At 73.5% G+C, this 13,789-nt stretch carries 11 protein-coding genes and 1 pseudogene; 8 read left to right on the top strand and 4 right to left on the bottom strand.

Going from position 1 to position 13,789, the window contains the following annotated elements:
- On the bottom strand, positions 1 to 583 hold a 583-nt coding region (locus tag AC0682_RS26815; protein ID WP_478535623.1), incomplete at its 3' end, for a LysR family transcriptional regulator.
- Positions 584 to 722: 139 nt separating this feature from the next.
- Here AC0682_RS26815 and AC0682_RS26810 point away from each other — a divergent pair.
- Together AC0682_RS26810 and AC0682_RS26805 are read left to right on the top strand one after the other, a co-directional pair.
- Positions 723 to 1,682: an EamA family transporter gene (locus AC0682_RS26810; RefSeq protein WP_478535622.1), complete on the top strand. Its 960-nt coding sequence runs from the start codon at positions 723 to 725 to the stop codon at positions 1,680 to 1,682.
- A gap of 264 nt (positions 1,683 to 1,946) precedes the next feature.
- Positions 1,947 to 2,372, top strand: a complete 426-nt coding sequence (locus AC0682_RS26805; protein ID WP_478535620.1) for a hypothetical protein — start codon at positions 1,947 to 1,949, stop codon at positions 2,370 to 2,372.
- Positions 2,373 to 2,469: 97 nt separating this feature from the next.
- Here the strand turns inward: AC0682_RS26805 and AC0682_RS26800 are convergent, their stop codons facing one another.
- Positions 2,470 to 3,483, bottom strand: coding sequence for a helix-turn-helix domain-containing protein (locus AC0682_RS26800; RefSeq protein ID WP_478535619.1), 1,014 nt, complete (start codon positions 3,481 to 3,483; stop codon positions 2,470 to 2,472).
- A gap of 308 nt (positions 3,484 to 3,791) precedes the next feature.
- Between AC0682_RS26800 and AC0682_RS26795 the strand changes: the two genes are divergently transcribed.
- Complete coding sequence (locus tag AC0682_RS26795; protein ID WP_478535625.1) at positions 3,792 to 4,205, top strand: peptidoglycan-binding domain-containing protein; 414 nt, start codon at positions 3,792 to 3,794, stop codon at positions 4,203 to 4,205.
- Between the two features lie 822 nt (positions 4,206 to 5,027).
- Here AC0682_RS26795 and AC0682_RS26790 read toward each other — a convergent pair.
- Both AC0682_RS26790 and AC0682_RS26785 read right to left on the bottom strand, forming a co-directional pair.
- Positions 5,028 to 5,222, bottom strand: a pseudogene (locus tag AC0682_RS26790) (helix-turn-helix domain-containing protein); the annotation flags it as partial.
- A gap of 164 nt (positions 5,223 to 5,386) precedes the next feature.
- The gene (locus tag AC0682_RS26785; RefSeq protein WP_478535617.1) at positions 5,387 to 6,109 is read right to left on the bottom strand and encodes an NUDIX domain-containing protein; all 723 of its coding nucleotides are present in this window, start codon (positions 6,107 to 6,109) and stop codon (positions 5,387 to 5,389) included.
- A 328-nt stretch (positions 6,110 to 6,437) separates the two neighbouring features.
- Here AC0682_RS26785 and AC0682_RS26780 point away from each other — a divergent pair, with 328 nt between their 5' ends.
- The 5 genes from AC0682_RS26780 to AC0682_RS26760 are packed head-to-tail and all read left to right on the top strand — an operon-like array spanning position 6,438 to position 13,767.
- Positions 6,438 to 7,259 (top strand): TIGR03084 family metal-binding protein, encoded by an 822-nt coding sequence (locus AC0682_RS26780; RefSeq protein WP_478535616.1) that lies wholly within the window; start codon positions 6,438 to 6,440, stop codon positions 7,257 to 7,259.
- Positions 7,256 to 9,004 carry an acyclic terpene utilization AtuA family protein gene (locus AC0682_RS26775; protein WP_478535615.1) on the top strand — a complete coding sequence of 583 codons (1,749 nt, stop codon included), beginning with the start codon at positions 7,256 to 7,258 and terminating at the stop codon, positions 9,002 to 9,004. Before AC0682_RS26780 ends, AC0682_RS26775 begins: the two co-directional genes overlap by 4 nt.
- Positions 9,001 to 10,599, top strand: coding sequence for an acyl-CoA carboxylase subunit beta (locus AC0682_RS26770; protein ID WP_478535614.1), 1,599 nt, complete (start codon positions 9,001 to 9,003; stop codon positions 10,597 to 10,599). Before AC0682_RS26775 ends, AC0682_RS26770 begins: the two co-directional genes overlap by 4 nt.
- 7 nt (positions 10,600 to 10,606) lie before the next feature.
- Complete coding sequence (locus AC0682_RS26765) at positions 10,607 to 12,598, top strand: acetyl/propionyl/methylcrotonyl-CoA carboxylase subunit alpha (RefSeq protein WP_478535613.1); 1,992 nt, start codon at positions 10,607 to 10,609, stop codon at positions 12,596 to 12,598.
- Positions 12,595 to 13,767: an acyl-CoA dehydrogenase family protein gene (locus AC0682_RS26760; protein WP_478535612.1), complete on the top strand. Its 1,173-nt coding sequence runs from the start codon at positions 12,595 to 12,597 to the stop codon at positions 13,765 to 13,767. Before AC0682_RS26765 ends, AC0682_RS26760 begins: the two co-directional genes overlap by 4 nt.
- Positions 13,768 to 13,789 lie beyond the last annotated feature (22 nt).

Below are 13,789 nucleotides of genomic sequence, written 5' to 3'. Positions count from 1 at the left end.
TCCCCCCCCCCCCCCCCCCCCCCCCCCCCCCCCCCCCCCCCCCCCACCCCCCCCCCCCCCCCCCCCCCCCCCCCCCCCCCCCCCCCCCCCCCCCCAGCAGCGCCGCGTCGACCTCGCCCCGGGTGAGCCCGGCGGTGCGGTCGTCGATCCGGAGCAGCTCCAGCGGGGTGGCCGGGTGGCGTTCCCGCCAGGTCCGCAGGAGCGGTGTCGTGTACGGGCCGAAGGCCGACCAGGCGTGCCCGAGCCGCAGCGGCCAGTGGCGCAGCCGCCCGGTGTCGAGCGCCTCGTCGAAGGCGGCGACCGCGGCGGCGGCCTTGTCGCGGAAGGCGACGCCCTGGGGGGTGAGGGCGAGGTGGTGGGTGGAGCGGTCGACGAGCCGGAGGCCCAGGTGGCGTTCGAGGGCGGCGAGGGTGCGGGAGACGGCGGGCTGGGTGAGGCCGAGGCGCGCGGCGGCCCGGGTGACGTTGCCCTCCTCGGCGACGGCGAGGAAGGCCCGCAGATGACGGAGTTCGACGGCCCGGGAGGCGGGCGCGGGGCGGTGGTCGAAGGACGCGGCGTGTCCCGGGTCCTCGGAACGGTTCATGCGGTGCGCTCCCGTCGGCTCATGCGTCCGGAGCATAACCGGAGCGCAGAAGTCATTTCACGGGAGGCGCGCGGGTCTCTACCGTGGGTGGGCGCGGGCGTGCCGCCCGCCCGCTCCCCGCACCCCCGGAAGGCCGCCCGTGAACGTCCAGCGCAGTGCTTCGGAGCCCGCCGCCGCGGCGGCCGTCGCCGTACCCGAGGCGGCACCCGCTCTGGACGCCGTCGGCCGGAAGGGCTCCGGCCCGGGCAGGGGTGCGGCGCTGGTGCCGGTCGCGCTGGTGGTCGCGGGCGGTCTGTCGGTCCAGTTCGGCTCGGCCGTCGCGGCGCTGCTGATGCCGAAGGCGGGGGCGCTGGGCGTGGTCACGCTGCGGCTGGCGGCGGCGGCGCTGATCCTGCTGGTGGTGTGCCGGCCGAAGGTGCGCGGCCACTCGCGCGCCGACTGGGGCACGGTGCTCGCCTTCGGTGTGGCGATGGGCGGCATGAACACGCTGTTCTACCAGGCGCTGGACCGCATCCCGCTCGGTATCGCCGTCACTCTGGAGGTGCTCGGCCCGCTCGCGCTCTCCGTCTTCGCCTCGCGCCGCCTGATCAACGTGGTGTGGGCGGGGCTCGCGCTGGTCGGTGTGGTCCTGCTCGGCGGCGGGGGCTTCGACCGCCTGGACCCGGTCGGTGCGGCGTACGCCCTGGGGGCCGGGGCGATGTGGGCGGCGTACATCGTCTTCAGCGCCCGCACCGGCCGCCGCTTCCCGCAGGCCGACGGGCTGGCCCTGGCGATGGTGGTCGCCGCGGTGCTCTCGCTGCCCCTGGGCATCTGGGAGTCCGGTGCCAAGCTCACGGTCCCCTCCACCCTGGCGCTCGGCGCGGCGGTGGCGGTCCTCAGCTCCGTCCTCCCGTACACCCTGGAACTCATGGCCCTGCGCCGCCTGCCCGCCTCCACGTTCGCCGTCATGATGAGCCTGGAACCGGCCATCGCGGCCGGGGCGGGCTTCCTCATCCTCGACCAGGCCCTCTCCACCACGGACGCCCTCGCCATCGCCCTGGTCATCGGGGCGAGCATGGGCGCGGTACGCAGCCAGGCGGGCGCCCGGCGGAAGGAGTGAGCCGCGAGGGCGTGCGCCCTGCTTCGGCGCCTCTCCTCGGCGTCCCGCTCCGGCGCTCACTCCAGCGTCCCGCGACGATGTCACCCGCTCCGGTATATCCGCAGGTCAGAAGGGGCACTGTCCCGCGATTGCCCGGGTCGGAGGGTTCCGTGGACGGGGCCCGGCGAACGGGGGGAGTCTCGGTGACGTACCGACCGGCGGCACGGTCCGCGGACCTCGCTGCCGCGTCGGGCGAACCGCGAACGTCCTCTGAAGGAGACTGTGATGGCAACACGTCAGGCCCTGACTCTGATCACCGCGGCCGCCGTCCTCGGCGGTGGCCTCGCCCTCGCCCCGGCCGCCACCGCCGCCCCCGCCGCTCCGGCGACGGTCGCCGCGAAGGCCAAGCCGAAGAACACCCAGTGCGTACTCAAGACGGACAAGTGGACCACCTGCAAGAAGGCCGGCAGCATCACGGTCAAGAAGGGGAAGACCCTCGAAGTCGAGCTGGTGTCCTCCGGGAACAAGCCGATCGACCTCCGGATCGCCAACCAGAAGTCGAAGGCGCTGGCCAAGAAGTACAACGTCCGGCCCGGCTCCGGATACACCCTCTTCTGGAACAACAGCGGAAAGGCCAAGAAGGTCAAGATCCAGGCCGACCGGGACCAGCCGGTGAAGATCAACGCCAACATCCGCTACCGGATCAAGTAGTCGGCCGCACGCCCGCCGGCGAACCGCTGTGCAGCGGCTCGCCGGCGGGCGTCGCCGCTGTCCCGCGCCGAGCCGCGGCCGGAGGCCGGACGCCGGGCTATGAAGGCACCGGTGAGGCCCCCGGAAGGGGTGTGTCGCTGCCGTGCCGTGTGCAGCCCTTCTCCCCGGTCGTCAGTTCCCAGCACGTCCGCACCTGACGGGGGGAAGGCGCCGACAGCATGAAGGTGAAGGCGGCGAGGTTGGCATCGTCGGGAACCACCTCGTCGAAGGTGCGGCCGTCCTCCCGGACGACCTCCACCCGGTCCCCGGGAACGGCGGATTTGACGCGCGCCCAGGCGGTCCTGCACGTACTGCTGTAGCGGACTTCGAGGAACCTCCCCCGCACCTGGCTCACCGCGGCGGTCCAGGCGTCGCCGCCGCACCCCATCTCCACCGCGTCCCTGCCGTCGCACGCCGTGCCGAAGCACTGGGCCTCCACCCCCGTGACCGGCGGCTCCTGGGTGCCCGGGGCGCCGGAGGGGGATCCCGCGCCCGGATCGTCGGCCGGGGAGGCGCGGAGCACGGCGACCGCGCAGACGACGGCGAGGGCCACGGCCGCCGCGGCCCAGAGGGCCAGGACTCCCCGACGAGGCCGCGCCGGGGAGTGCCGTACGCCGGCGGCGACACCTGCGTCGGCCTCATCGGCTGCGCCGACGCCGTCGGCCCGGCTCGGCGCACCGGTCCCGCTCGGCGCACCGGTCCCGCCCGGTTCACCGGTACCGCTCCGGTCACCGGCCCCGGCCGTGGTCGCGGCCGAAGGGCCGGGGCGGGGCGTCTCGCGCACGGTGGTCCGTGCCCGGCCGCTCCAGGCGCACTCCGCCACCTCCCACAGGGCCAGCAGCCGTTCGCCGCCCTCGCCGTCACCGGTCCGCACGGCCAGGTACTCGACCGCGGCGCGCGGGGGGAACTGCGAGCCGTTGAGGAACCGCTCCCAGGACGACTTGCTGTACGGAGTCGCCTCGGCCAGGGCGGACAGGCTCAGGCCCGCGGTGTCCTTCGCCCGGCGCAACTCCCTGACGAGACGACCGACATCGGAATGCAGCCGCTCCGGTCGGGATTCTCCCTCAGCCATAGACGCAGACCATTTCCTCGGCCGCCGACCGCCTTTGCCGGAAGGCCACACGGAGCCAGTTGAAATACGGACTTTTCTTCCTGTTCCCTTCACCCTTTTTCCGCGCCTGACCAGTCGTAAACTGACGGGAACAAGGCAGGCAGCGTGAGGAAGACCGCATGCACCGGTCATGGTCAATGGCTTTCGCCCTGACGGCCGTTCTCGTGGTGAACGGCTGTTCGGGAAGGGGGGAATCCCTTTCCCCGGCTGCCGGTTCACCGGCCGACCGCTCGCACCCCGCGACCCGTGCGGCGCAGGAAAGGCCGTACGTGCACGGCACCGGCCCGCTCGCCGGGCACTGGGACGACGAAGGCCTCCTGGGTGAGGACCTTCCGCTCCACAGCGACCTGGTCGCCCTGTGGCAGGCCGTGCTGTGGGCCGACGGCTATGTCAACCGGTCACGGATCGACTGCCGTTACGACGAGCCCACGGTCCGGGCCACCCGGGCCTGGCAGAACAACCACGGGCTGCCGGCCGACGGCATCGTCGGTCCGAGGACGTTCAGGAAGGCGGGGGAGCGGCTCACCGAGCGCGAGGGCACCGTGTACTACGAGGGGGCGAAGCACTCCGTGCCCTTCCGGCGGGCCGGCGACGGGAGGTATCTGGTGGAGGACACCGGCCGGTACAAGCCGCTGCACCGCTACCGCCCGACCCTGGACGTGTGCGCGAAGGCGCCCGGCTGACCCGGGTGCCCAGTCCGTCCAGGAGCGGTTGTCCGAGGCGACGCAGGCGTGCTCGCCCCGCACCTGGACACAGACCTGGGCGCCGGTCCCCGCCTCGTCCGGCACCGGGAGCATGCGGGTGCGGCCGACGCCCGGCCGCTCGTCCAGGTGAGCCGGCAGCGGTGTGCTGACGGAAAGCCGGTCCGATCCGTGTACGGGGGACACCTCGCCCCACACGGTCCCGCAGTGCGGACTGTGCTTCAGCTCCAGGCGCTGCGCGTCGCGGTACAGCCGTCCCAGGACCCGCCCGTCGCGCGCGCACCCCGTCCGGACCGCGTCCCGCCCCTCGCAGTCGGGGCCCCGGCACTGCGCCGCCCGGTCCGGGGCTCCGGCGGCGGGCGCGGGTTCGGCCGGCCAGGGCCATGAGGGGCCGTCGGGCGTCCTGACCGAGGACCTCGCCACGGCCAGCAGGAGGAGCGCGGCGATCCCGGCCACGAGCCAACGTGCCCGCAGCCCGGTCCGAACCCGGCGGTCCCGCCGGGAACCGGCGCCGGGCGAACGCCACTTCGAGCGCTGCTCCTGCTCCTGCTCCGGCTCCTGTTCCCCCGCCCCCGGCGTCCGCTGTGACCGCTGAACCCGGGGCTTCGCTTCCCGCGGCTCTTCCCGGTGTTCCGATGGCTGGGCGGGCTGGGCGGGCTGGGCGGATCGGACGGCCCGAGGGCTGGAGTTGTCCGCAATCGGATCACTCTTCCGGGTGGCCTGCCGTGCCTCCCCCGCCACCCCTGGCTGTTCCGCCTGTGCGGCCTCCACGGCCGCTTCCCACAGCACGCGCAGCCGGGCCAGATCCTGCCGACCCGCTCCGCCGAGTTTCCCGAGCGCTTCCACGGCCGCCCAGGGGGGCAGCGACGTCGCGTTGAGATACCGCTGCCAGGAGGAGGCGCTGTACGAGGATTTCCCCGCCAGCGAGTTCAGACTCAGGCCGGTACGGTCCTTCAGCAGCCGGAGCCGCTCCGTCAGCCGTCGTCGCTCGGGTTCCATCTCCGCCGCCAGCGGCAACCACCGTGCCATGCGTCCGGCCTCTTCTCCTCGGGTGATTCCGATGCGAGCATGCCTGCCACGGCTCCGGAAGGGCCTCCCCGGTCCTCACCCACCGGTCGATACCGGCCGCTCGAACCTCCCGGGCGGACCCGCCGCCCGCGCGGTCACCAGGTGCAGGGAGCCCGTAGGTCGGTGATGGAGTCGGCGAGTTCGGCCGGGTGGGCCGGCCACCCCGTCCGGTGCCAGTGCTCGATCCGCCAGGAGAGCCGACGCGGCCAGAGCGGGGTCGCGGGAAGATCCTCCACGGGGAGCCAGACGAGGACACCGCCGTAGGTGTCCAGGGTCTCGGCGGGCCCGAGCGGGCCCTCGGCCGCCATGAGGAAGTAGTGCTCGTGCCGACCGCCCCTCCAGACCCGCGCCACCTCGCGCCCGACGCTCCCGTGGAGGCCGGTCTCCTCCCGGAGCTCGCGTACGGCGGCCTCCTCGGGCGTCTCGCCCGGCTCCACCCCGCCGCCCGGTATCTCGTAGTACGGGCCGTCCTCGTCCGGCTCCTGGAAGCGGATGAGCAGCATGTGCCCGTCCCGGATCAGGATCGCCCCGGCCCGGACCCGTACGGGAGGGGCGGCGGCCGGATCGTCCACCTCCACCTCGACCGACCCCGTCGGCCCGGCCTCCGTCGCCCAGGCCCGCAGGACGGCCTCCGCCGTGCCGGTGGGCCATATGCGCGCGTGCAGGGCCTCGTCCAGGGAGAGCGCGCACAGCGGGCCCGAGGACTCCGTCGCGGTACCGGGGAAGGCGTAGCGGAGGAATCCGGCTAGGCGGCGCTCTTCCAGGACGAGCCGGTCACGGTCGAAGTGCGGTTCCACCAGGTGCGGTTCGACGGTCATCGGCGGAGATTAGCAGCGGCGCCGGGCGTCACGCGGGCGTCAGGAACGGGAACCGGACATCGGTGGGCTCCTCCGGCGCCCTCCGCCGGAAGGGCAGCGCCACGGAAGCGCGCCGGGCGGACATCACGCGGCAGGCCTCGACCTTTCCGAACAGGGAAACCGCCCCGGAGCGTGGCAACCGGTGGCTGCGCGCAACGCACCTGGCGGACGGCCTGGCGTACCGGGGGACCGGCAGAGTACGGACAGAAAATCATGCAAGCGTGCTTGATTGTTTCCTGGGTCGCTGCCATGCTCCTGGGCACCACACCGGGTCCCGAGGGGAGCGCACGTGTCCGATGTCGCAGCGGTGGTCGACGATCTGCGCGAGGAGAGCGGCGAACTCGATCTGCTGGTCCGTGCGTTGAGTCCCGACCGGTGGCGGGACCCGACCCCGGCCGAGGGGTGGACGCTCGCGCACCAGATCGCCCACCTCGCCTGGACTGACGAGGTCGCGCTGCTGGCGGCCACCGAACAGGACCGGTTCGCCGACGAGGTGGCCAAGGCGCTCGCCGCCCCGGAGTCCTTCGTCGGCGAGGCCGCCGACGCGCTGGTCGCCGCCCACACCCCCGACGCGCTGCTCGCCCGGTGGCGGCAGGGGCGGCAGCGGCTCGACACGGTGCTGCGGGAGGCCCCGGCGGGGACCCGGATCCCCTGGTACGGGCCGCCGATGAGCGTCGCCTCAATGGCGACCGCCCGGCTCATGGAGACCTGGGCCCACGGCCAGGACGTCGCCGACGCCCTCGGGGTGGCCCGGACCCCCACCGCCCGGCTGCGGCATGTCGCCCGGATCGGGGTACGGGCCCGGAACTACGCCTACGCGGTACGGGGGATCACCGCGCCCGAGGAGGAGTTCCGTGTCGAACTGTCCGCGCCGGACGGGACCCTGATCGCCCACGGACCCGAAGGCGCCGCCCAGCGTGTCACCGGGCCGCTCCTCGACTTCTGCCTCCTGGTCACCCAGCGCGCCCACCGCGCCGACCTCGCCGTCACCGCCGAAGGGCGCGAGGCGGACCAGTGGCTCTCCATCGCCCAGGCCTTCGCCGGACCCCCCGGGCCGGGCCGCCCGCCCCGGGCGGAGCAGGCCGGGCAAGCGGGACGCGGCGACCGGTGAGCGGCCTCCCGGGGCCCGCCCCCGCCCTCCGGATCGGCAACGCCTCCGGCTTCTACGGCGACCGCTTCGACGCCGTGCGCGAGATGCTCACCGGCGGTCCCCTCGATGTCCTGACCGGCGACTACCTGGCCGAGCTGACCATGCTCATCCTCGGCCGCAGCCGCCTCAAGGACCCGGAGAAGGGGTACGCCACCACCTTTCTGCGCCAGCTCGAAGAAGGGCTCGGCCTCGCCCACGAGCGCGGCGTGCGGATCGTCACCAACGCGGGTGGGCTGAACCCGTCCGGACTGGCCCACGCAATACGGAAGTTGGCGGCCAGGGTCCACGTCCCGGTCACCGTCGCCCATGTCGAGGGCGACGGCCTGCCCGTGCCCGAGGGGTTCCTCACCGCCAACGCCTACCTCGGCGGAGCCGGGATCGCCGCCTGCCTGCGGGCCGGGGCCGATGTCGTCGTCACCGGCCGGGTCACCGACGCGGCCCTCGTCACCGGCCCGGCCGCCGCCCACTTCGGCTGGGGGCCGGACGACCTGGACGCCCTCGCCGGGGCCGTGGTCGCCGGACACGTCCTGGAGTGCGGTACGCAGGCCACCGGCGGCAACTACGCCTTCTTCGGGGATCACGACCCCGCCCTCCTGCGCCGCCCGGGCTTCCCGCTCGCCGAGATCCACGCCGACGGGTCGTCCGTGATCACCAAGCACGGCGGTACGGGAGGTGTCGTCGACATCGGGACGGTCACCGCCCAACTCCTGTACGAGACCGGGGGAGCCCGGTACGCCGGACCCGACGTCACCGCCCGCCTCGACACCGTACGGCTCACGCCCGGCGGCCCGGACCGGGTGCGCGTCGACGGGGTGCGCGGCGAGGCCCCGCCGCCTACGCTGAAGGCCGGGCTCACCCGGCTCGGCGGGTGGCGCAACGAGGTCGTCTTCGTCCTCACGGGCCTGGACGTGGAGGCCAAGTCGCAGCTGGTCCGAGCGCAGTTCGGTGACGCCCTGGAGCGGGGCGGCGGGCGGCCGCCGGCCGAGGTGCGGTGGGAGCTGGTCCGTACCGACCGGCCCGACGCCGACACCGAGGAGAGGGCCGGCGCGCTGCTCCGGCTCACCGTCCGCGACCAGGACGCGGAGGCGGTGGGCCGGGCGGTCTCCGGGGCTGCCGTCGAACTGGCCCTCGGCAGCTACCCGGGCTTCCACGTCACCGCCCCGCCCGGAAAGGGCGCGCCCTACGGAGTGTTCGAGGCGGTCCACGTACCGACGGAAGAGGTCGAGCACATCGCCGTGCTGCCGGACGGAAGCCGCATGATCATCGAACCGCCCATCCGCACGCAGGAGTTGGCCGAGGTCGGCGAACCGCCGCTCCCCGCGCCGTATCCGTCCTCCGGCCCCACCCGCCGCGCGCCCCTCGGGCTCGTCGCGGGGGCCCGTAGCGGGGACAAGGGCGGTGACGCCAACGTGGGCGTCTGGGTGCGGAGCGACGACGCCTGGCGGTGGCTGGCGCATGAGCTGACCGTCGACCGGTTCAAGGAACTCCTGCCGGAGACGGGCGACTTGGCCGTCGTGCGCCATGTTCTGCCCAATCTGCGTGCCCTGAACTTCACCGTACGTGGCCTCCTGGGGGAGGGCGTCGCGTCCCAGGCGCGTTTCGACCCGCAGGCCAAGGCGGTGGGGGAGTGGCTGCGGTCACGGTGGCTGCCGATCCCCGTGGCCCTGCTGGAAGGCACTGCCCCCGCACCGGAGGTGACCGCATGACCGTCCTGCCCACAGCGCTCGACACCGACAGCCCCGAATACGCTGCCCACCGAGCGGCCATGCTGGAGAAGATCGAAGCGCTGGAGGCCGAGCACGCCAAGGCGCTCGCGGGCGGCGGCGAGAAGTACGTGACCCGGCACCGCGAGCGCGGCAAGCTCCCGGCCCGCGAGCGGATCGAGCTGCTCGTCGACCCCGACACCCCGTTCCTGGAGCTGTCGCCGTTGGCCGCCTGGGGCAGTGACTACGCGGTCGGCGCCTCGCTCATCACCGGTATCGGGGTGGTGGAGGGCGTCGAGTGCCTGATCACCGCCAACGACCCGACCGTGCGCGGCGGGGCCTCGAACCCCTGGACGCTGAAGAAGGCCCTGCGCGCCAACGAGATCGCCTTCGCCAACCGGCTGCCGTGCATCAGCCTGGTGGAGTCGGGCGGCGCCGATCTGCCCTCCCAGAAGGAGATCTTCATCCCGGGCGGGGCGCTCTTCCGGGACATCACCCGGCTCTCGGCGGCCGGAATCCCCACCGTGGCCGTGGTGTTCGGCAACTCGACCGCCGGAGGCGCGTACGTCCCCGGAATGTCCGACCACGCCGTGATGATCCGCGAGCGTTCCAAGGTCTTCCTCGGCGGGCCGCCCCTGGTGAAGATGGCCACCGGCGAGGAGAGCGACGACGAGTCCCTGGGCGGGGCCGAGATGCACGCCCGGACGTCGGGGCTGGCCGACCACTTCGCCGTCGACGAGCAGGACGCGGTCCGGCAGGCACGGCGGATCGTCGCCCGCTTCAACTGGCGCAAGGCACACGCCGATCCGGGGCCCGCCGAGCCGCCGAAGTACGACGAGGAGGAGCTGCTCGGGATCGTGCCGGGCGATCTGAAGGTGCCCTTCGACCCGTGCGAGGTGATCGCCCGGCTGGTCGACGGCTCGGACTTCGACCCGTTCAAGCCGCTGTACGGGACGAGCCTGGTCACGGGATGGGCGCGGCTGCACGGCTACCCGGTGGGCATCCTCGCCAACGCGCAAGGGGTGCTGTTCAGCGAGGAGTCGCAGAAGGCCGCCCAGTTCATCCAGTTGGCGAACCAGCGGGACATCCCGCTGCTGTTCCTCCACAACACCACCGGCTACATGGTCGGCAAGGAGTACGAGCAGGGCGGCATCATCAAGCACGGCGCGATGATGATCAACGCGGTGGCGAACTCCCGCGTCCCCCATCTGTCGGTCCTCATGGGCGCCTCGTACGGGGCCGGGCACTACGGCATGTGCGGGCGCGCCTACGACCCGCGCTTCCTCTTCGCCTGGCCGAGCAGCAAGTCCGCCGTCATGGGTCCGCAGCAGCTGGCCGGGGTCCTCTCCATCGTGGCCCGCGCGTCGGCCGCCGCGAAGGGGATGCCGTACGACGACGAGGCGGACGCCGGGCTGCGCGCCATGGTGGAGCAGCAGATCGAGGCGGAGTCGCTGCCGATGTTCCTGTCCGGGCGGCTGTACGACGACGGGGTGATCGACCCGCGCGACACCCGGACCGTCCTCGGGATGTGCCTGTCCGCGATCCACACCGCACCGGTCGAGGGCGCCCGCGGCGGCTTCGGCGTCTTCCGAATGTGAGGCCCGGATGACCATCACGACCCTTCTCGCCGCCAACCGGGGCGAGATCGCCTGCCGGATCTTCCGCACCTGCCGCGACCTGGGCATCACCACGGTCGCCGTGTACTCCGACGCGGACGCCGACGCCCTGCACGTACGCGAGGCGGACCTCGCCGTACGGCTGCCGGGCGCCGCCCCCGCCGACACCTATCTCCGCGGCGACCTCGTCGTGGCAGCGGCCCTGGCAGCCGGGGCGGACGCCGTGCACCCCGGCTACGGCTTCCTCTCCGAGAACGCCGCCTTTGCCGCCGCGGTGCAGGACGCGGGGCTGGTCTGGGTGGGACCGCCGGTCAAGGCCATCGAGCTGATGGCCTCCAAGACCCGGGCCAAGCAGCTGATGGCCGGGGCGGGAGTGCCGTTGCTGGCCCCCGTGGACCCGGCGACGGCTGGGGAAGGCGATCTGCCGCTGCTGCTGAAGGCCGCTTCGGGCGGGGGCGGACGGGGAATGCGGATCGTCCGCGAACTCGACTCACTGGGTGGTGAGTTGCTGGCAGCCGCCGCCGAGGCCGCGTCGGCCTTCGGGGACGGGGAGGTGTTCGCGGAGCCGTACGTGGAGCGGGGCCGGCACGTCGAGGTGCAGGTCATGGCGGACGCGTACGACACCGTGTGGGCGCTCGGCACCCGGGACTGCTCGCTCCAGCGCCGCCACCAGAAGGTCATCGAGGAGGCCCCGGCCCCCGACCTGGACGACGCCCTGCGCACCCGGCTCCACGACGCCGCGGTGGCGGCGGCGCGGGCGGTCGGTTACCGGGGGGCGGGGACCGTGGAGTTCCTGGTCTCCGCCGAGGGGCGACCGTACTTCCTGGAGATGAACACCCGCCTCCAGGTCGAACACCCCGTGACCGAGGCCGTGTTCGGGGTCGACCTGGTCGCGCTGCAACTGCGGGTGGCGGAGGGGGAGCCGCTGCCCGCGCCCCCGGCGCCGTCCGGCCACGCGGTGGAGGCCCGGCTCTACGCCGAGGACCCGGCGCGCGACTGGCAGCCGCAGACGGGAGCACTGCTCACACTGGAGGTGCCCGACGCGCCCGGCCTGCGCCTGGACACGGGGTACACCGGCGGCGACACCGTCGGCGTCCACTACGACCCGATGCTCGCCAAGGTCATCGCCCACGCCCCGACGCGTACGGCTGCGATCCGACTGCTCGCCGGGGCCCTGGAGCGCGCCCGTATCCACGGCCCGGTCACCAACCGGGCCGTGCTCGTGCGGTCGTTGCGCCACCCGGACTTCGTGGCGGGCCGCCTCGACACCGGCTTCTACGATCGCCACCTCCCCGCCCTGACCGCCCTGCCCGCCCCCGCCGTCACCGCCTCCGGCGGCGACCCGGCGACGGCCGCCCTCGCCGCCACCCTGGCCGAAGCCGTCGCCGCCACCACGCACGGCACGGGCCCCGCCCCCAGCCGCTTCGGCGCCTGGCGCAACGTCCCCTCCCAGCCGCAGGTCAAGCGCTATCGCAGCGAACCCGACGGCACCGAGCACGAGATCGCCTACCGCACCCCGCGCACCGGCATCCCGGAGCCGTTCGAGACGGACGGCATCCGGGTCGTCTCCGTCGCCCCCGGCCGCGTCACGCTCGAACTGGACGGCGTATCACGCCACTTCACCGTCGTCCGGGGCGGCGATCGGCTCCACGTGGACACCGCCGGAGCCTCGTACACCTTCACCGCCCTGCCCCGCTTCACCGACCCCGCGACCCGGACCGCCCCCGGCTCCCTCCTCGCCCCCATGCCCGGCACCGTCGTCCGCCTCGCGGAGGGCCTGGCGCCGGGGGCCGTGGTCGAGGCCGGGCAGCCGCTGATCTGGCTGGAGGCGATGAAGATGGAGCACCGCGTCCTCGCCCCCGCCTCCGGCACCCTCACCGCCCTGCACGCCGCCCCCGGTCACCAGGTCGAGGTCGGCACCCTGCTCGCCGTAGTCCAGGAACGCGCCGATGGCGCCCCCGCACCGGAGGAGACCGCATGAGCCCCGTCCGTACCGCCGCACTCGAAACCGAAGAGCACCAGGCGCTCCGCGCCGCCGTCGCCGCCCTCGGCAAGCGGTACGGGCGCGACTACATGACCGCCGTCATCCGCGAGGGCTCCCACACCCGCGAACTGTGGGCGGAGGCCGCCAAACTCGGCTACCTGGGCGTCAACCTCCCCGAGGAGTACGGCGGCGGGGGCGGCGGCATGGCCGAACTCTCCATCGTGCTGGAGGAGTTGGGCGCTGCGGGCTCACCGCTTCTGATGATGATCGTGTCCCCCGCGATCTGCGGCACGGTCATCGCCCGCTTCGGCACGGACGAGCAGAGGCAGCAGTGGCTGCCGGGCCTGGCCGACGGCACCCTCACCATGGCCTTCGGCATCACCGAGCCGGACGCCGGGTCCAACTCCCACCGGATCACCACCACCGCCCGCCGCGACGGCACGGACTGGGTGCTCACCGGCCGCAAGGTCTTCGTGTCGGGCGTCGACATAGCCGACGCCACGCTCATCGTGGGCCGTACGGAGGACGCCCGGTCGGGCAGGCTGAAGCCCTGCCTGTTCATCGTCCCGCGCGATGCGGAAGGCTTCGGCCGCAACGCGATCGACATGGAACTCCACGCCGCCGAGAAGCAGTTCGAGCTGGTGCTCGACGACGTGCGGCTGCCCGCAGACGCCCTGGTCGGGGACGAGGACGCGGGGCTGCTGCAACTCTTCGCCGGGCTGAACCCCGAGCGGATCATGACGGCCGCGTTCGGGATCGGGATGGGCCGGTTCGCGCTCGGCCGAGCCGTCGAGTACGCCCGGACCCGCCAGGTCTGGAAGGCCCCGATCGGCGCCCACCAGGCCATCGCCCACCCGCTCGCCACCGCCCATATCGACCTGGAGCTGTCGCGGCTGATGATGCAGAAGGCGGCCCGGCTCTACGACGAGGGCGACGACGTCGGCGCGGGCGAGGCGGCCAACATGGCCAAGTACGCGGCGGGCGAGGCCTGCGTGAAGGCGGTCGACCAGGCGGTCCACACCCTCGGCGGCAACGGCCTGACCCGCGAGTACGGTCTCGCCTCCCTGATCACGGCCTCCCGGGTGGCCCGGATCGCGCCGGTCAGCCGGGAGATGATCCTGAACTACGTCTCGCACCAGTCGCTGGGCCTGCCGAAGTCGTACTGAGACCGTCCCCTTCCGGGTCCAC

Source organism: Streptomyces sp. NPDC043746 (assembly GCF_056436485.1).
Note: the sequence above shows the minus strand (reverse complement) of the source record. Positions and strands in the feature narration are given on the sequence as shown.